Source organism: Pedobacter cryoconitis, assembly GCF_014207135.1.
Classification (GTDB): Bacteria; Bacteroidota; Bacteroidia; order Sphingobacteriales; family Sphingobacteriaceae; genus Pedobacter; species Pedobacter cryoconitis_D.
Genome location: NZ_JACHCC010000007.1, coordinates 15,171 through 35,242, shown reverse-complemented (window position 1 = coordinate 35,242; position 20,072 = coordinate 15,171). Strand labels below are relative to the sequence as shown.

Annotated in this window: 16 protein-coding genes; 11 read left to right on the top strand and 5 right to left on the bottom strand. The window is 39.6% G+C overall.

Features of this window, described 5'->3' with window-relative positions; genetic code table 11:
• Positions 1-15 precede the first annotated feature (15 nt).
• From truB to HDF25_RS13745, 6 genes are all read left to right on the top strand, one after another.
• Positions 16-759 carry a tRNA pseudouridine(55) synthase TruB gene (truB, locus tag HDF25_RS13770; protein WP_411267922.1) on the top strand — a complete coding sequence of 248 codons (744 nt, stop codon included), beginning with the start codon at positions 16-18 and terminating at the stop codon, positions 757-759.
• Positions 760-769: 10 nt separating this feature from the next.
• Positions 770-1,633 (top strand): YitT family protein, encoded by an 864-nt coding sequence (locus HDF25_RS13765; RefSeq protein ID WP_184625640.1) that lies wholly within the window; start codon positions 770-772, stop codon positions 1,631-1,633.
• Between the two features lie 11 nt (positions 1,634-1,644).
• Positions 1,645-2,589: a bifunctional riboflavin kinase/FAD synthetase gene (locus tag HDF25_RS13760; protein WP_184625638.1), complete on the top strand. Its 945-nt coding sequence runs from the start codon at positions 1,645-1,647 to the stop codon at positions 2,587-2,589.
• Positions 2,590-2,637: 48 nt separating this feature from the next.
• The gene (locus HDF25_RS13755; RefSeq protein ID WP_184625636.1) at positions 2,638-2,997 is read left to right on the top strand and encodes a hypothetical protein; all 360 of its coding nucleotides are present in this window, start codon (positions 2,638-2,640) and stop codon (positions 2,995-2,997) included.
• Positions 2,998-3,048: 51 nt separating this feature from the next.
• Entirely contained in the window at positions 3,049-5,277 is a 2,229-nt protein-coding gene (locus HDF25_RS13750; RefSeq protein ID WP_184625634.1) for a cation:proton antiporter, read from the top strand.
• Between the two features lie 82 nt (positions 5,278-5,359).
• On the top strand, positions 5,360-6,397 hold the full coding sequence (locus HDF25_RS13745; RefSeq protein ID WP_184625632.1) for a DUF2157 domain-containing protein: 1,038 nt from the start codon (positions 5,360-5,362) through the stop codon (positions 6,395-6,397).
• A 15-nt stretch (positions 6,398-6,412) separates the two neighbouring features.
• Here the strand turns inward: HDF25_RS13745 and HDF25_RS13740 are convergent, their stop codons facing one another.
• Complete coding sequence (locus HDF25_RS13740; protein ID WP_184625630.1) at positions 6,413-7,033, bottom strand: LysE family transporter; 621 nt, start codon at positions 7,031-7,033, stop codon at positions 6,413-6,415.
• An 88-nt stretch (positions 7,034-7,121) separates the two neighbouring features.
• Entirely contained in the window at positions 7,122-9,938 is a 2,817-nt protein-coding gene (gene uvrA, locus HDF25_RS13735) for an excinuclease ABC subunit UvrA (RefSeq protein WP_184625628.1), read from the bottom strand.
• Positions 9,939-10,203: 265 nt separating this feature from the next.
• Here uvrA and HDF25_RS13730 point away from each other — a divergent pair, with 265 nt between their 5' ends.
• From HDF25_RS13730 to recA, 4 genes are all read left to right on the top strand, one after another.
• Positions 10,204-10,779, top strand: coding sequence for an RNA polymerase sigma factor (locus HDF25_RS13730; protein ID WP_184625626.1), 576 nt, complete (start codon positions 10,204-10,206; stop codon positions 10,777-10,779).
• A gap of 78 nt (positions 10,780-10,857) precedes the next feature.
• Positions 10,858-11,055, top strand: coding sequence for a hypothetical protein (locus tag HDF25_RS13725; protein ID WP_184625624.1), 198 nt, complete (start codon positions 10,858-10,860; stop codon positions 11,053-11,055).
• A gap of 58 nt (positions 11,056-11,113) precedes the next feature.
• The gene (gene nth, locus HDF25_RS13720) at positions 11,114-11,785 is read left to right on the top strand and encodes an endonuclease III (RefSeq protein WP_184626183.1); all 672 of its coding nucleotides are present in this window, start codon (positions 11,114-11,116) and stop codon (positions 11,783-11,785) included.
• Between the two features lie 173 nt (positions 11,786-11,958).
• Entirely contained in the window at positions 11,959-12,972 is a 1,014-nt protein-coding gene (gene recA, locus HDF25_RS13715) for a recombinase RecA (RefSeq protein WP_184625622.1), read from the top strand.
• Positions 12,973-13,042: 70 nt separating this feature from the next.
• Here the strand turns inward: recA and HDF25_RS13710 are convergent, their stop codons facing one another.
• Both HDF25_RS13710 and tsaD read right to left on the bottom strand, forming a co-directional pair.
• Positions 13,043-13,222, bottom strand: coding sequence for a hypothetical protein (locus HDF25_RS13710; RefSeq protein ID WP_184625620.1), 180 nt, complete (start codon positions 13,220-13,222; stop codon positions 13,043-13,045).
• Positions 13,223-13,228: 6 nt separating this feature from the next.
• Positions 13,229-14,242 (bottom strand): tRNA (adenosine(37)-N6)-threonylcarbamoyltransferase complex transferase subunit TsaD, encoded by a 1,014-nt coding sequence (gene tsaD / locus HDF25_RS13705; RefSeq protein ID WP_184625618.1) that lies wholly within the window; start codon positions 14,240-14,242, stop codon positions 13,229-13,231.
• 129 nt (positions 14,243-14,371) lie between these two features.
• Between tsaD and HDF25_RS13700 the strand changes: the two genes are divergently transcribed.
• Entirely contained in the window at positions 14,372-18,769 is a 4,398-nt protein-coding gene (locus HDF25_RS13700; protein WP_317618207.1) for a translocation/assembly module TamB domain-containing protein, read from the top strand.
• Here the strand turns inward: HDF25_RS13700 and HDF25_RS13695 are convergent.
• Entirely contained in the window at positions 18,753-19,964 is a 1,212-nt protein-coding gene (locus tag HDF25_RS13695) for a bifunctional 3,4-dihydroxy-2-butanone-4-phosphate synthase/GTP cyclohydrolase II (RefSeq protein WP_184625614.1), read from the bottom strand. The two genes, HDF25_RS13700 and HDF25_RS13695, sit on opposite strands and share 17 nt — an antisense overlap.
• Between the last annotated feature and the right edge of the window lie 108 nt (positions 19,965-20,072).

The window sequence follows — 20,072 nt, the reverse complement described above, 5'->3', positions numbered from 1 at the left end:
TGCAGCTTAATTTAGATTACCGTGTTGAGCGCAGAAAAGTTACTGGAAAGAACCTTCAATTTTGCTGAAGGAGAGTTATTACTCATCAATAAGCCCTATAAATGGACAAGTTTTGATGTAGTAGGAAAGATTAGAAATTCGTTAAAACCCCTGAAATTAAAAGTAGGTCATGCAGGTACCCTGGATCCATTGGCTACCGGCCTGTTGATTTTGTGTACTGGAAAGCTGACCAAACAAATTGACACCTTTCAGGCAGAAGATAAAGAATATACCGGTACCATGATCCTGGGTGCAACCACCCCTTCCTTTGACATGGAAACGGAAATAGACCAGGAATATCCCCTGACTAACCTGAATGACGAAGCTATATATGCAGCAACCGCTCCGTTTACAGGTGATATTCAACAATACCCACCTGCCCATTCGGCTGTCAAGGTAAATGGAGAACGCCTTTATGTTAAAGCCAGAAGAGGTGAAGAACAGGAACTGAGATTACGTTTTGTAACTGTGCCTCTTTTTGAAATCACCCGCATTGCCTTGCCTGAAGTTGATTTCAGAATAGTATGCAGTAAAGGTACCTATATAAGATCGTTAGTCTCGGACTTTGGTAAACACCTTGAAAACGGCGCTTACCTGTCTAAGTTAACCCGTACCAGAAGTGGTAGTTTTTCACTGGATGACGCTTTTGAAGTAACCGACCTGGTGGCCTATCTCAAAGAGAAAAGGGCTGCCGCTGAACAGCCCATAGAAAACAGCTAACATAGATATTATGCACGGTCATCTGAGAAACACTTATTTAAGACACCTGAAAGACTTTATCCTGATTGGAATGGGTATAGTATCTGCTTGTTTCGGTTTGAAGAGTTTCCTGATGCCCAATGAATTTATCGATGGTGGTGTAACCGGAATTTCCCTGCTGATCAGTACACTGACAGGCTTTAAATTATCCTATCTGATCCTGCTGATTAATATCCCTTTTGTCATCCTTGGTTATACCCAGATTGGAAAGACATTCGCAATCAAAACAGCCTTTGCTATCATAGTACTTGCTATTTTCCTGATTATTATACCCTTTCAGCCTATTACCCACGATAAATTACTGATCGCTTTTTTTGGCGGTTTATTTCTGGGTGGTGGTATTGGACTGGCTATGCGTGGCGGATGTGTTATCGACGGAACAGAAGTCCTTGCACTTTATATCAGTAAAAACAGCATGCTTACCGTAGGCAATATTATCCTGATCCTGAATATTATTATATTTGGTGTGGCTGCAATTTTCCTTCATATCGAGACGGCTATGTATGCCATTCTGACCTATCTGTCCGCCTCTAAAACTGTGGATTTTGTGGTTAATGGCCTGGAGCAATATATTGGTGTAACTATCATTTCTGAGAAAAAAGAAGATATTAAATCATTTCTGATCAATGATATGAAAAGGGGTGTAACCATATATAAAGGTGAAGGTGGTTATGGGGAGAAAAAAGAAATAGATATTTTATATACCGTAGTGACTAAGCTTGAAATGGGTAAACTGCAAAATGAAATCCGTCAGATCGATCCCGACGCTTTTATTGTGCAGCAGCAGATTTCTGATATTAAGGGAGGAGTAGTAAAACGCCATGCCCTGCATTAATTTTTAAGATTTTGAAGATATATAATCACCTTTCTGAATTTAAACGGTTGAACAATGCGGTTGCAACCATAGGTACTTTTGACGGCGTACATTTCGGGCACCAGAAAATCATTAACCGGCTTTGTGAGCTGGCAAAATCCACAGGCGGAGAGAGTGTTATTCTGACTTTTTTCCCTCATCCAAGATTGATTATTGACCCTGAAAACCAGGATCTGAAAATGATCAATACAATAGAAGAGAAGGCAGAAATTTTAGCTGAATTAGGTGTTGATCATTTAATTATCACTCCCTTTACCCGCGATTTTTCTAATCTCAGCCCTGCTGAGTACATCAAAAACATATTAGTGGACACTATCGGGATCAAACAGCTCATTGTCGGTTACGATCACCGTTTCGGAAAAAACAGAACCGGTAGCATGACAGACCTTGTTGCCTTTTCCGGCCCCTATAATTACCAGATTGAGGAGATCAAAGAGCAGGATATTAATGATGTAGCTGTAAGCTCCACCAAAATCAGGAAATCCCTGCTGGACGGACAGGTTGGTCTGGCAGCAACGTATCTGGGGTATAATTTCTCTCTGTATGGCCCGGTAATTAAAGGCGATAAAATAGGCAGGACTATCGGTTTTCCTACAGCCAATATATTTATTGAACAACCTTACAAACTCATTCCTTCGGATGGTATTTATGCGGTTACTGTAGAAATGGAAAACGAATCTTATAAAGGGATGGCTTATATCGGTCAGCGTCCTACCATTAACGGAATGACCAGAAATATAGAGGTCAATATTTTTGACTTCAACAAAGAGATCTACGGGCAGTACATCAAAATGAATTTTATGGAATTCCTCAGACATGATGTAAAATTCACGGGCCTGGAAGCTTTAAAATTACAATTACAACAAGACAAGGAAGATACCCTGGCCTATTTCGCAAATCTTAACGCGACAAAATAAACGTCTTTTTTCTATCAAAAACGCCTTTTTTATTGTATATTTACAATAATGAGGCGTTTTTTATTGATTATAGTAATCTTTTTCATAACGAATTCATGCTTTGCCCTGAAGCCTGGGCAGACCGGCTCTGTTTGCCAGCCGGAGAAAGAGATTAAACCTCTTTCTCTTCACTATCTGTTTAAGAAACCACAACTGAAGGACGTATCCAGCTTAAACGGAGATGATTTTGAACATTCCGGAACCATACAACAGGCATTGACCAAACAACCCGTGGTCTGTCTGCAATTATTTTATCTGCCGGAAGACAAATTAATCCGGAATTCCCCGCTTAGAACAATCAACCTGTATACCAGGTTCCATTATAATTTCATATACGATTTCTTGTATCCCAATCATGTTTTCTGGTAATGCTCCTGCAGCAACCCCATTCAACTGTCTTTTTACAATTAAATATGCTATATGTTACACCTCCCTGTACTAATAACTGATTTAGGCTTAATACTTGCCGCAGCAGGAATTACAACTCTTCTTTTTAAAAAAATCAAACAACCTCTTGTCTTAGGTTATATCCTCGCCGGTTTACTGGTCGGACCCCATATTAATTTTATCCCTACAGTGACTGATAAGGCCAGTATTAATATCTGGGCCGAAATAGGTGTAATCTTTCTGCTGTTCAGTCTTGGGCTGGAGTTCAGTTTTAAAAAACTGGTCAAAGTTGGAGGTTCAGCCTCTATTACAGCTATTGTCGAAGTAGTCTGTATGCTTGCCATTGGTTTTGTTGCCGGTAAAGCCATGGGCTGGGCTACGATGGACAGTATATTTCTGGGCGGGATCCTCTCTGTTTCCTCCACTACGATTATCATCCGGGCATTCGAAGAACTGGGTGTCAAACATAAAAAATTTGCAGGTCTGGTGTTTGGTGTCCTCATCGTAGAAGATCTGGTAGCCATCCTACTTTTGGTTTTACTTTCCACACTGGCGGTCAGCCAGCAGTTTGCGGGGACAGAGATGTTCTTTTCCATCTTAAAACTGTTATTCTTCCTGATCCTGTGGTTTATTGGCGGAATTTTTCTGGTTCCTACCTTTCTCAAAGCAACTAAGAAACTAATGAATGATGAGACGATGCTGATTGTCTCCATTGCGCTTTGCCTGCTGATGGTATTACTAGCTGTTAAAGTAGGGTTCTCTCCGGCATTAGGTGCTTTTATCATGGGTTCCATCCTTGCAGAAACTACCCAGGCCGAAAAAATTGAGCACCTGACCAAGTCTGTAAAAGATCTGTTTGCTGCGATATTCTTTGTATCCGTAGGAATGTTGATCGATCCGCAGATATTAGTAGATTATGCTATACCGATCCTGATCATTACTGTTGCTACTGTACTCGGTAAATTTCTCAGTTCCGGTTTAGGTGCACTTGTATCAGGGCAGCCTTTAAAAACGGCTGTACAGACCGGGATGAGCCTGGCCCAGATCGGAGAATTTTCCTTTATCATTGCCACCCTTGGGCTTACCTTAAAAGTAACAAGCGACTTCCTCTACCCTATTGCTGTTGCCGTTTCTGCGATTACGACCTTTACCACCCCCTATCTGATCAAAAGTTCAGAACCATTTTATCTTTTTCTAGAACGTAAATTACCAAAAAGCTGGGTGGCGGCAATTCAGAGATACAGTTCAAGTACGGCTGGAATTACAACCATGAGTGACTGGAAAACATTACTGAAATCTTATACATTTAACACGATCATTCACGCTGTTATCCTGATTGCGATTATTTTTTCAGGATCCAGATATCTGCAGCCGTTCATCACACAGAATATCATTGCCGGAGATCAGGGAATTATTATCAGCCTGATTGTTTCACTGATCATCATGGCCCCATTTTTATGGGCGCTGGCGATCCGGAGAATTGCCAGAAAAGCACATGCCCATTTATGGCTCAATAAAAAATATACCAGAGGCCCGCTGATTGCCTTAGAGGTAGTACGTGTCGCACTGGCTTTATTTGCTGTTTGTTTTCTCATCTTTCAATTTTATAATACCTGGGTTGCCATCACGATTGCACTCCTGCTCATTATCACCGGAATGGTTATTTTTTCGAGGAAACTACAGGCTTTTTACGATCGTCTGGAACACCGCTTTCTGTATAACCTGAATGCCCGCGAAGAACAGCAGAAACAACCGGAGATCTTACCCTGGGATACGCATTTGACTGAACTGACTATCGCTCCCGAATCGGTCCTGGTGGGTAAATCTTTGATTGAACTGGCTGTCAGAGAGAAATATGGCGTAAATATAGCCCTGATAGAAAGAGGGAATATGATGATCCCTACACCCGGCAGAGATGAACGCCTGTATCCAAATGATAAGGTTATGTTAATTGGTACTGATGATCAGCTGGCAGCAGTTGGCGAGTTATTCAAAGGCACAAAAAATGAAGACCAGGAAACAGCTTTTCCTAAGAAAGATATGACACTGCAAAAGATTGTCATCAATAGCTCTTCACCCGTATTTGCTCAGTCTATCCGCGAGTCAGGTATCCGCGAAAAAACACAGGGACTGGTTGTTGGCATTGAAAGGAATGGGGTCCGTATTCTCAATCCCGATTCGAACCTGGTATTTGAAAATGAAGATATCGTATGGATTGTAGGTAACCATAAAAAGATTCCCGATCTGTTAAAGAAAACATAGCCCCTAAAGACAGACCTGGTTTCATTAATTGCTTAATCCTGAATTTTTTTTAGATATTGCGAAATAATTCATAAAATTAAGAATGAAAATCGACCAGGAAAAGAGTGACTTTTTAGATGAAATGCTGGAACACTGGCAACAGGAAAATCTGCTCACACCAACTGAGGTCGAAAGATTGAAGACAAGTTATGAGGCCAAGTCATTCGACTGGCGCAGACTTGCTCAGTATTCATTCTGGATAGCCATGGCCTGCGGTGTGATTTCACTGGGGGCATTACTCATTGACAATAAATTTCTGAATTATCTCAGGACCCTGTACAATACACCTGATGGAGTGATCAGTTTACTATCTGCAGTGGCCGCAGGTTTTCTTTACAAACTGAGCTTCAAAAGAAAGAAAACATTACCGATGCAGGTATTCAGTAATGACGCATTGATTTTCACTGCTGTGATGCTGACTGCCAATGCCATTGCTTATATGGGCAAAGCCATAGGTAAGGGAGATGGTCATTTTTCCATCCTGATCCTGCTTTCAGTGTTTATTTATGCTGTTCTGGCTTATATTTTCAAATCACGTCTGATCTGGATATTTGTACTGATCTCTCTCGGGGCATGGTTTGGTACAGAGACCGGTTATCTTTCCCGTGACAACCTCTATTTCCTGGGTATGAACTATCCGCTACGTTTTGTCTTCTTTGGCCTGGCCCTGACTTTAATTTCGCTCTCCTTAAAAAAAGTCAAAGCCTTCAGCTTCTTTTACGATACTACTTATATCTGTGGGATGATTTACCTCTTTATCTCTTTATGGTTGATTTCCGTATTCGGTAACTTTGGTACCCTCGATAAATGGTATGGCATTAAGCAGATCAGTCTTTTCTACTGGGCCATTATCTCGGCAGTTGCTTGTGTCACCAGTATTTTTGTGGGGCTGAAATTCAGAGATGATATTGCCCGCGAGTTCGGGATTACCTTTCTCTTCATCAACTTATATACCCGTTACTTTGAATACTTCTGGGACAGTTGGCACAAAGCCTTATTCTTCAGCGTACTGGCTGGCTCATTCTGGCTGATCGGACGTAGGGCGGAAAAGATCTGGAATGTAGAATTCCTAAAAAAATAGGTGAAGGAATGCTGTTTACTTTATAAAATAAACATAACTCAGTTTACAGACGTGATAGGCAGAAAGTGCAAAGAATAAAATCGCGATAGCCCGGTTAACCACATAACTGCTTAAAGCAAATTTGGTCTGGATATACTGCGCAAAACGGGCGAAACCATATAAAGCTACACCAGCTCCGATTCCCGATCCGATACTAAATACTGAAAGCGAGAGATAACCGATGTCTATCCATTCATGCGAAACCAGATAAGTACCCACAAATAACCAATAGGGAATTTGCATAGGGTTTAACACTCCCAGCAACATTCCGTACCTGATACTATCTTTTTTAGAATAATCAGCCTTTGGCATTTCCTTTCTCGATCTCCAGGTAATAATACCCAGCACCAGGAACATGATAATCATGATCCCATCAATATAATTGCCAAACTTAATTTCACTCGACAACCACTGTACAAAACGCATTACACCAAATGTGAACAGCACTTCTATGCAGGAAAAGGCTAGAATGAAGTACAAAGCTTGTTTTATTCCCCTTGTAATAGTGATTTGTACAACCGTCAGGTTAATGTTTCCAGGCGGGATATAACCTATCGAATTAAGAATTATTCCGAGGAACAGGGTTAGAAAAAGCATGTGCTAATATAAAGATTTTATTGATCGGTCGTATTTTAGAAATGACAGCCGAAGAAAAATTCTTCAGCCGTCATTGTATGATATATTTCTAAACCGTCAGAGATGGTTTCAGATGAGGCAATAAATACTTCGCCGTATAGGATGATTTTGCATGGACCAGGTCTTCAGGTGTTCCTTCAAAAACAATGTTCCCACCTTTATCACCACCTTCAGGGCCAATATCAATTACCCAGTCGGCAGATTTAATCATATCCATATTATGCTCAATCACCAGGATCGTATTTCCTTGTTCAATCAACGTATTTAAAGCGATCAGCAGTTTCTTGATGTCATGAAAATGCAGACCTGTAGTCGGCTCATCAAAAATAAACATCGTTTTACTCGCGCTGTTCCCTTTGATTAAAAACGAAGCCAGTTTGATCCTTTGTGCCTCTCCCCCGGATAAAGTATTGGATGATTGTCCCAGATGGACATAACCCAAACCTACATCCACCAGTGGTTGCAGTTTATTCAGAATTTTAGATTCATTTTTGAAAAATCCTACCGCCTCATCAATTGTCAGGTCGAGGATGTCAGCCACATTTTTATCCTGGTAAGTAATATCCAGGATCTGCTGTTTAAACCTGCGCCCTCCGCAAGCTTCACAAGGCAGATAAATATCAGCCATGAACTGCATCTCAATCTTCACTTCTCCCTCACCCTGGCAAACGTCACAACGGCCACCTTCTACATTAAAAGAAAAGGCAGCAGGTTTCAGACCAGCGGCTTTAGCCGCAGGTAATGCAGAAAACAGCGCCCTTACATCATCCCATGCTTTTACATAAGTAACCGGATTGGATCTTGAAGAACGTCCGATAGGGTTCTGATCTACCATTTCTACCTGGCTGATCAGATCATAATTACCAAATATCCCATCATATAAACCAGTCTGTTCCCCGGCATAGTTACCAATAGCTTTTTGCAGGGCCGGGTAAAGTATTTTTTTGATCAGACTGGTTTTACCTGATCCCGAAACTCCACTAACTACGGTAAATACTCCCAGAGGGAATTTCACTTCAATATTCTTGAGGTTATTTTCTCTTGCTCCTTTAATCAGGATATGGTCAGCCCATTTCCTTCTGGTAGCCGGAATTTCTATATTCTCCTTGCCCGAAAGATATTTTCCGGTCAGACTCTTCTCATCTTTTATAATTTCATCATACGTACCTGTAAAGACCAGGTTACCGCCTAATGTTCCCGCTTCAGGCCCAATGTCAATGATATGATCAGCAGCCCGCATCATTTCCTCTTCATGTTCTACAACAAGCACTGTGTTCCCAACATTCCGGAGTGACTGCAATACTTCAATCAGTTTATTGGTATCCCTTGGATGCAGACCAATACTTGGTTCGTCCAATACATAAATAGATCCGACCAGGCTACTTCCCAATGAGGTAGCCAGGTTAATCCTTTGAGATTCTCCACCAGAAAGCGTATTAGACAACCTGTTTAAGGTTAAATAACCAAGGCCTACGTTATTCAGATAAAGTACGCGGCTAGTTACCTCAGCCAGTAAACGTTTCGATATTTTCGCATCAGTTTCAGACAATTCAAGCTGATCAAAGAAATTCTGTATAACTGATAAAGGCATTAAGACCACATCCACGATAGATTTCCCTCCTATTTTCACATAAGAGGCATCCTTCCTTAATCTTGAGCCTTTACAATCAGGACAGATCGTTTTTCCGCGGTAACGGGATAACATCACTCTGTACTGAATCTTAAAAGTCTGTTCTTCCAGTTCCTTGAAAAAAGCATCCAGTCCTTCAAAATACTTATTTCCAGTCCAGATTACCTTTTGTTCCTTTTCAGTCAGCTCATTGAAAGGTCTGTGAATCGGGAAATCAAATTTTGCAGCATTCTTGATCAGTTTATTTAACCATTCCCGCATCTTTTCACCACGCCATGGCGCAATCGCATTATCATACAGACTTTTGCTTTTATCAGGAATAACCAGGTCTTCATCAATACCGATTACATTTCCATATCCTTCGCATCTTTTACATGCTCCATAGGGATTATTGAAACTGAAAAAATTAGGTGTTGGCTCTTCAAAACGAATACCATCCAGTTCAAAACGATCACAGAAGTGACTGATCTTACCTTCATGTTCTACGTAGCAATCACCTTTACCTTCAAAAAAGGCAGTCTGAACAGAATCGGCCAGACGGCTCATTGTTTCATCATCCTCATGAAAAATGATACGGTCGATCAGGATTTTAACCGTCTCGGCATCTTTAAGTTCAGTATCCCTGAACTTCTCATCTTCCAGTACAGTTTCAATTTTATGAATTGTATCATCCATATAAACACGCAGAAACCCTTTCTGTAATAATACAGCCAGTTCTTCTTTGACAGACCGGTTATTATGCGGGTGAAGCGGGCAAAAAATCGTTACTACACTTTCGTTACCCAGACCAGAGACAAAGTCAACCACAGTACTCACTGTATCTTTTTTAACTATTTCACCCGATTCCGGAGAGATCGTTTTACCGATTCTGGAGAAAAGCAGTTTAAGATAATCGTAAATCTCGGTTGAAGTACCTACAGTAGATCTGGGATTAGATGTAATTACTTTCTGCTCGATAGCAATTGCAGGGGCAATACCTTTAATATAATCAACATCAGGCTTGTTCATCCTGCCCATAAACTGACGGGCATAGGAAGAAAGACTTTCTACATATCTTCTCTGCCCTTCAGCATAAAGTGTATCAAAGGCAAGGGAAGATTTCCCTGAACCTGACATTCCAGTAATGACTACCAGTTTATTTTTTGGTATCGCAACGTCAATATTCTTGAGGTTATGTACCCTGGCCCCCTTAATAATAATATTTTTATGTGGATCTTTCTCCGTTTCCTTACTCATTGACTTCCTTATAGGATTTGCTAATTATAACCCCAAAAACACAAAATTCGTTTGTGGAGAGTTGCAAAAATACGGCTCTTTAAACTAATTTAATTTTTTTTACAACTTTTATTATTGAATTCTGGTAAAAAAATGCTTCTTTTGAACTTGTAACACAATCGATTAAATCACAACCTTTAAAAATCATAGGAGAACCACTATAGCAAAAACATCTACTCAATATTTTTTTAGCAACCAAGCAAGGGAATTTAGTTTAGATAATCCTATGAAGTTACAATCATATAGTGATCAGGAATTAGTAAAGTTATACCTAAAAGGAAATGAATCCGTTCTCGAAGAACTCCTGAACAGGTACAAATCCAAGATTTATACTTCCATTTATTTACTGGTTAAAGACCAGTACCTGGCAGAAGATATTTTTCAGGATGCTTTTATCAAAGTAATTAATACGTTACGTTCGGGCAGATATAATGAAGAAGGTAAATTTTTACCATGGGTGATGCGTATTGCTCACAATCTGGTAATCGATTATTTCAGACGTGAAAAACGTGCACCTGTAATTACCAGTGCCGATGGGACTGATATCCTCAATATGCTTCAGATTTATGAAGAAAATGCAGAAGACAGACTACTGAGAGAGCAGACCCATACAGATCTGAGAGCATTAATCCAGCTTCTTCCTGACGAACAAAAGGAGGTACTGATTATGCGCCACTATGCAGACCTCAGTTTTAAGGAGATTGCCGACCTGACAGATGTCAGTATTAATACTGCTTTGGGAAGGATGAGATACGCCCTGAGCAATTTGCGTAAAATGATGAAGGTGAAAGAAGTAACTTGAAAATTAAGTTTATAATTAAATAGCAGGTTAAAATAAATGTTGAATTGTTTCGTTAAATTAGAAAACAAAAACAGTTTAATGCTTATGATAACAACCTCTACTCCTATTTCAAATTCCCACTACTTAAATCAGCATGCTGAAAATATAAGTAGTGAGTATTTCAACGACCTTGATTTAATGTTTTATGAAAGCATTAAACCACAGATGGATCTGTTGAATAAGACACCTGATGAGGAAACTATTTCCAAAATCCTGGCTTATTCAAAGTCCTTGTAATTGATTTAAAAGATTAAGCTGCCAGTGTATGGCAGCTTTTTTTGTTTTATCTTTGTCTATGCTCAAAAAAGAAAGGTATAAACAATTTGTAGCCTATTTTTCTGCTAAACAGCCTGATGCTGAGACAGAACTTCATTATAATAATCCTTTTCAGTTATTGGTAGCCGTCATTTTATCTGCACAATGCACAGATAAAAGAATCAATCAGGTTACCCCTGCCTTGTTTCAGCGTTTTCCGAACGCGAAAGCTCTTGCTGAAACCACTCCGGATATCGTATTTGATTATATCAGAAGCGTGAGTTATCCGAATAATAAGGCTAAACATCTGGTCGGCATGGCCAATATCCTGTTAAACGAATTTAACAATGAAGTTCCTTCAGATATCGACCAGTTACAAAAGATGCCTGGTGTGGGTCGCAAAACTGCCAATGTAATTGCATCTGTCATTTACAATGCACCTGCTATGGCAGTAGACACCCATGTGTTCAGGGTAGCCAATCGCCTGGGCTTATCCAGCGGTAAAACTCCCCTCGCCGTAGAAAAGGAACTTACTAAATACTTACCGCAGGAAAGTATTCATGTAGCACATCACTGGCTCATCCTTCATGGACGTTATATCTGTGTGGCACGTTCGCCTAAATGTGATATTTGCGATCTGAAATCATTCTGTAAATACTATGAAACCCTCATACGTACCAATGCGCCGCCGAAAGTGAATAAGATTAAATAGCACAAAAGAGCTAAAGCTATTAGCCAAACTGAATACTAAATTCAATAATTTTACATGTTTTGTTATATATTGAAAAATAATACTTAATATTGCTAAATAAATTAGTACAAAACAGTAAAGATTAAGTTTTTATAAAGAATAAATATTTTATATTTACGACATAATTAAATAAGATGATCCCAAACCCAGATAAATTAAAAGCATTACAACTTACATTAGATAAGTTAGAAAAATCTTACGGTAAAGGTGCCGTGATGAAATTAGGTGACACTCCTACTGAATCTATTGAGTCTATCTCAACCGGCTCTATCAGTTTAGATATTGCTTTAGGTATTGGTGGTGTACCCAAAGGCCGTGTAATTGAAATTTACGGTCCTGAATCTTCTGGTAAAACTACGCTGGCTACACATATCATTGCTGAAGCACAGAAAAAAGGTGGTGTAGCTGCATTTATTGATGCAGAGCATGCTTTTGACAAGTTTTATGCTAAAAAACTGGGTGTTGATGTAGACAACCTGCTGATTGCACAGCCAGACAATGGTGAGCAGGCATTGGAAATTGCCGATAACCTGATCAGATCAGGAGCAATAGATGTGATCGTGATTGACTCTGTTGCTGCTTTGGTACCAAAAGCTGAGATCGAAGGTGAAATGGGTGATTCTAAAATGGGCTTACAAGCTCGTTTAATGTCACAGGCACTAAGAAAATTAACCGGAACTATTGCTAAAACAGGATGCTGCTGTATCTTCATCAACCAGTTACGTGAAAAAATTGGTGTGATGTTCGGTAACCCCGAAACTACTACAGGTGGTAATGCCTTGAAATTCTATGCTTCAGTACGTCTGGATATCCGCAGAACTTCACAGATCAAAGATTCTGATGAGGTTTCAGGTAACAGGGTAAAAGTAAAAATCGTTAAAAATAAAGTTGCGCCTCCTTTCCGTATCGCTGAGTTTGACATCATGTTTGGCCAGGGAATTTCGAAAGTTGGTGAGATTATCGATTTAGGTGTAGATTTCAATATCGTTAAAAAAGCTGGTTCATGGTTCTCTTATGGAGATACTAAACTTGGACAGGGAAGAGATGCCGTTAAACAATTATTAATGGACAATCCTGAATTAGCTGATGAAATCGAGAGCAAAATCAGAGAAGAAGTAACTGGCGAAAAACTGGAAGAATTATTGTAATTCAGCTTACAGCTACATAAAAAAAGCGGTATGTCTTATGGACATACCGCTTTTTTATTTTTCAGGAAACCTATGGGGTCATAAACTTCATATCCACATTAACCGCTACATAAGCGGCAATAAATATAGCAGCAACTAGTACTACTAGACCGATATAATTCTTATTTTTATCCTGTTTGATCATCCAGATCAAAAGCAAAATAAAAGGGATAAGCATCAGGCCGAAAAACAGGAAACTCATTGAATTCATAATAATCTATTTAATTGTATTAAACTCCATTCTTGATGCAGGAGCGATATCCTGCCCGACAAACTCTTTATTTATAAACTTATAATGTCCCGCTATAGCAATCATAGCCGCATTGTCAGTACAATATTCAAACCCCGGAACGTATACATTCCAGCCCAGCTCTTTAGCTTTATCTTCCAGTGCCTTACGCAGTCCTGTATTTGCAGAGACACCACCAGCAATTGCAATCTCCTTAATCCCGTAAAGCTGTGCTGCCTTTTTAAGTTTATTTAATAGGATATGTACAATACTATGCTGAACAGAAGCACAGATGTCGTTCAGGTTATCCTGAATAAAATCAGGATTCTCTTTTTCCTGCGCCCTGATAAAATACAGGATGGCAGTTTTCAAACCGCTAAAGCTATAATTCAGATCTTTGATCTGAGGTTCAGGGAATTTATAGGCCAAAGGATTACCATTGGCTGCATGTTTGTCAATCAATGGACCGCCCGGGTAAGGCAAATTCAGTATTTTGGCCGTTTTATCAAAAGCTTCACCCGCTGCATCATCCAGTGATTCACCCACTATTTCCATATCAAAATAGTCTTTAACCAGTACAATTTGCGTATGTCCGCCCGAAACCGTTAAACACAGAAAAGGAAACGAAGGTTTAGGGTCCTCAATAAAATGCGCCAGGATATGCGCGTGCATATGATTAACTGCTATAAGCGGCAGGTCTAATGCCAGGGCAAAAGACTTCGCAAAAGATACCCCAACCAGCAAAGAGCCCAGTAATCCGGGGCCTCTGGTAAAGGCTATGGCGTTTATATCCTTTTTGCTAACTTTAGCGTCGGTTAATGCCTGTTGAATAACCGGTACAATATTTTGTTGATGAACTCTTGAAGCAAGTTCAGGAATTACACCACCATAATTTTGATGAATAGTTTGGTTTGCAATAACATTGGCTGTAATTTTGCCGTTATTACAAATAGCAACAGAAGTTTCATCACAGGAGGATTCGATAGCAAGTATTACTGACACGTTGATTTATTATTAAGCTACAAAAATATCAAAAAACTATTAAAAATACTTCTTTGGTCTATTGCATCAATTCTGCTGCTGCTTGCGATTCTGTTATTTTCGCTTCAGTTCCGTCCTGTGCAGACATTTGTGGCAAAAAAAGCAGCGGCATATCTTTCCAGTGAACTCAATACGACCATTTCTTTACACAGTATTTACCTTAAACCATTCAAATCTGTAGTCATTGAAGACCTTTTAGTACTCGATCAGCAGAAAGACACCCTATTAAGCACTCCAAAATTCATTGTCGACCTCAATCTGCTTTCCTTTGAAAAACGGATTATCGATGTCAATACTGTTCAGGTAAACAACGGATCATTCTTTCTCAAGTCGTACAAAGGAAAAAATAAAGGAACCAATCTGGATTTCATTATTGATTATTTTGATTCAGGGACAACGACAGTTAAAAAGAAAAACAAACCTTATAAAATCACTTTCAACAGAGTAATCCTCAATAACATTCAGCTCAAATATAAAAACCTGAATACTGATACCGTCATTAATGGTGTCAATTTTGATGATGTCGAACTCAAAAACCTGAACGGTATATTTGAGAAACTGAATACGACCGACCATCTGGTGCAGGCTAATATAAAGAATCTGACTTTTAAAGAGAAAAGCGGATTTTACCTCAAAAACCTCTCTGCATTTACCACTATCGACAGCAACAAGATAGAACTTAAAAAGCTCCTTCTCGTTACCAATAAAAGTCGTCTTTCAGATTACTTTGAAATGAAGTTTCATGATTACAACGACTTTAATGACTATGTCAATAAAGTAAGGATGAAGGCTCATTTCAAAAATAGTCACCTCGAATCAAAAGACGTTGCCTATTTTGCCTCTGAAGTCTCGAAAATGAACCTGAATATTGATGTAGACGGCCAGATTACAGGATTAGTTAATGATCTCAGAGCAAAAAAACTTTCGGTAAAAGCCGGACAGGCGACCTATGTAAAAGGAGATTTCAACCTCAAAGGCTTGCCACAACTCGATGAAACTTTTATGGAGATGAAAGTCGAGATGGCTTCTACCAATAAAAAAGATCTGGATGAACTCGTGACAAATATTACCGGGAACAGGAAAAAAGTGATTCCGGTTATCGTACAAAAATTCGGGGATATCTATTTCAATGGGAATTTCACAGGCTTCCAGAACGACTTTATTGCTTTTGGAGAATTTAAAACCAAATTAGGAAGAGTAGTCTCGGATGTCAACATGAAAATCAATAAGAAAGGCGTACCCTCTTATTCCGGAAACGTAAAAACCTATGATTTTGACCTGGGCAGACTGCTGGATGAAAACACACTCGGAAAAATTACAGCTTCGGTCTATGTAAAAGGGAAGGATACTGAACTGAATACCCTTACTGAACAAATTAACGGTGATGTGAAATATATTGATTTCAATGATTACCGCTACTCGAATGTTAAAATCGACGGAACCTTTGACAAAAAGTATTTCGACGGTAAATTGAGTATTAATGATAAAAATATACAGCTGGCTTTTGACGGTGGAGTAAACTTAAACCCAAAACTGCCTGTCTTCAATTTTAAAGCCTCTATCAAAAAGGCGAAACTCCGTAATCTGCATCTGTTTAAAGATTCACTGATGGTTGATGCTAATTTCAGCACCAACTTTTCTGGAACAAACCTCAATAATATCCAGGGAAATTTACTGATAGATAAAATAAGGCTCAACAACGTAAAAGGAATCTATAACATCGATTCTGTTCAATTGCAGGCCAAAGGTATCGGTGCAGACAGAACACTTAAGATAAACTCCGACGTACTCGACGCAAGTATACATGGACAGTACGATCTGAATACCTTACCATCCTATTACAAAACACTGGCAAAAACCTATATACCTTCATTACAGGCAGACATTGTACATTTCAAAAATCAGATCTTTACCTTTCAGCTGGATATCAAACATTTTGAACCTTTAGCCCAGTTAATTGCACCTGGTCTGGAGATTGAAGACCAGGCTGAGCTTGTTGGAAACTTTGATTCCGAAAAAAATATAGCCACGCTAAACGGTTTCATTAAAAAGCTAAAATATAAGGGTGTAATTGCCAACAATATTATCATTGATGAAAATACGACAGCTAATCAGCTGCAGGCAATTATCACTTCTGACCGTGTAGACCTGAATGACAGTTTATATATCAAAAACGTCAATATTTCCAACATCCTGCGTAATGACAGCCTGGCCCTCAACGTCAAACTATCCAATGCAGACGATGCCAACCAACTGGATTTAAACGGTCTGGTAGAATTTGCCAAAGACACAACAAGGATTAGTATTCTGCCTTCTCTACTTAAAATAAACAGTCAGGATTGGGCTATCCAGGATAAGGTAAGGATCAACTTCAAAAACGGGAAAACAGAGGTCAGTAATTTCGATCTTCGAAACGGAGATCAGCTACTGACTGTGGATGGGATTCTGTCCGAAGATGCAAATGATGTACTCAAGGTAGGTTTTAAAAAATTCAACTTAACCACCATAAACCCTTTTCTGAAAACCGTAGGGGTTCAGTTATCAGGTAAAGTCAATGGGACGACCAAACTTTACGGTCTGCTCAAATCGCCCAAAATTGACGATGATATTAAGATAGATTCACTCACACTCAATGATACTTATATTGGCTCCCTGACAGATACCTCTGGTTACAACCAGAAGACCGACCTGATCAATGCTTACATGCGGATTGACAGAGATGGAATGGAAACCTTTAAAGTCGATGGCCATGTAAACCTTAAAGACAAAGACCTGGATCTGGCTGTTAAAATGGATGATAGTGAACTTGCTGTTTTATCTCCGTTTGTCAGCGACCTGGTATCTAAGCTTAAGGGAAAAATTTCTACCAATCTGACAGTAAAAGGGGCATTTGATGCACCAAAGATTGATGGAAATGTCACGCTTAATAATGCGCAGGTCATGGTTAACTATTTAAAGACAACCTATACACTGTCTGATAAAATAAATGTTGAGCATAGCGTAATTAACATTGAAGACCTTGTTCTAAAAGACACGGCTGGTAATATTGCTACCGCCAACGGCACAGTAGATCTGAATAAGATCAATACACCCACTCTAGACATTACGATTAAGGCCAAAGACTTTATGGCTTTAAATACAACGATAAAAGATAATGAGTTATATTTTGGACAGGCCTATGCAACCGGTACTTTTATCTTCCGCGGGCCAACCAATAAACTTTATATTGGTATTGACGCAAAAACAGAAAAAGGCACCGTATTCAATCTTCCTTTAAACACCTCTGAAACTGTTTCCAGTAAGGATTTCATTACCTTCCTGAGTAAGGATACGGCAGCGAACGTCAAAAAAGCAACTAATTTTGACGGGATTACCATGAGCTTCAAACTCCAGGTAGACCCAAGCAGTACAGCAAATCTGTTTACCAACCTGGGTAATTTAAGCGGAAAAGGAAATGCAGACCTCAATCTTGAAATTAACAGCCTGGGTGATTTTGAGATGTCAGGTGATTATATCATTGAATCAGGAAGTTTTGACTTTACCGCTCAGGAGGTTATCAACAAGAAATTCAACATCAGACAGGGAGGAACCATCAGATGGACCGGAAATCCCAACCAGGCACAAATACAGTTGAAGGCCATTTATGAGCTTAGAGCGAGTCTTAGCGACCTTTACACCGCAGCTAACAGGGACGTATCCAGCAGTAACGCCAATTTAAGGGTTCCTGTGGAAGTTGAGATGGGATTAAGCGGATTATTATTGAAACCAGATATCAAACTGGATATTTTCTTTCCTTCCAATCCATCCATTAAAGAAGAGCTTCAAGCTTACTTCAGTGACCCGAACAACCTGAACCTTCAGGCATTCAGTTTAATCATCAGAAGAAGTTTTGCTCCGGGAGCAGGCCGCGAAGATTTAGGTAAACAGCTGACCTCGGGAGTAGCCAGTACAGCAACAGAACTTCTTTTCAACCAGTTCAACAACGTATTGTCTTCACTTAATCTCGATTTCGTAGATATTAATATACGGTCTTTAAGTGAAGCAAGTGCTTCTTTTAAATTCTTTAATAACCGGATCATTGTCAATGCGGGTGTAATCGATAACAGAAGTACAAGCGATCTGTCGCCCATAGGGTTTTCAAGAAATAGTGTGGGCAGTGAGGTCGAGGTTCTCGCACTCATCCGGAAAGATGGTACATTAATTGGAAAACTCGCCAATAAACCACCCACACAGCAAAGTATTTTCGTGAATACAGGGATCAACCCGAGCATGAATGTAACTTCATTCGGGTTAATTTATTCACAGCAATTTGACAATTTCAGAGAATTTGTTCAGAAGATGACTGGTAAATACCGCAAGATTCAAAAGAAGCTACAGGAAGAAAAAGACCAGCAATCTAAAAAATCAAAACAGAATGTAGTAAATAAAGATGCAATCACCGAGGAGCAAAAGAAGTTGCAAAATGCAACTCCTAGCCCTTCATTATAGTATGCCCCATCTTATCCCTTTTGGTTTTCAGATAAGTTTCATTGTGTGTATTGCTGCTGATCTCTATCGGGATATTTTCCACAACTTCCAGACCGTAACCAATCAATCCGGCTCTTTTTGTCGGATTATTAGACATCAGGCGCATTTTTCTAACACCTTGTGCCCTTAAGATCTGTGCACCAACTCCATAATCACGTTCATCTCCTTTGAAACCTAATTTAATATTTGCTTCAACGGTATCAAAACCGGCATCCTGAAGATTATAGGCTAATAATTTATTGACCAGTCCTATACCACGGCCTTCCTGGTTCATATAAACGACAATTCCTTTACCTTCCTGATCTATCATCTGTAGTGCCTTATGTAACTGTGGCCCACAGTCGCAACGGCATGAACCGAAGATATCTCCCGTTACACAAGAACTATGGACCCGAACCAGTATAGCTTCATCTTCCGTCCACTCACCTTTACTTAAAGCAAGATGTGTAGCATTATTTTCCAGTTGCGTATAAGCAGTCATTTTGAAATCACCCCATTCCGTAGGTAGGTTAATGGTAACTTCTTCGCGGATCAGGCTGTCATTTTTCAGACGGTAAGCAATCAGGTCCTTGATTGAAATTATTTTCAGCTGATGCTGTGCAGCAATCTTCACCAGATCAGGCAAACGAGCCATCTCCCCGTCTTCCTTCATGATTTCCACTAAAACCCCTGCAGGTTCCATCCCGGCTAATCTGGCCAGATCTACGGCTGCTTCAGTATGACCGGCGCGTCTTAACACACCACCATCTCTGGCACGTAAAGGAAAAATATGTCCTGGTCTGCCCAATTCTTCGGGAGTAGTAGCCGGATTAATCAGTGCCTGAATTGTTTTTGACCTGTCAGAAGCAGAAATTCCAGTGGTACAACCATAACCGATCAAATCGACAGAAACAGTAAAATTAGTTTCATATGCTGCAGTATTTTTACCTACCATCAGTTCCAGGTTCAGTTCATCACATCTTTCTTCAGTAATCGCGGCACAGATAAGGCCTCTGCCATGCGTGGCCATAAAGTTAATTACCTCAGGCGTCGCGTTACCGGCTGCAGTCAGGAAGTCGCCTTCATTTTCACGATCTTCATCGTCTACAACAATTACAACTTTACCAGCTTTTATATCAGCAACAGCATCTTCTATTGCATTAAGTTTAATTTCCATTGGCGTCAATACCTCTTAAACAAAGAATATTTCATTAAATTCATTTGTAAGATTCTTAAACAAAGTTACAACCTTCAAGGGATAATATTTAGCTAAAAATATCATCGT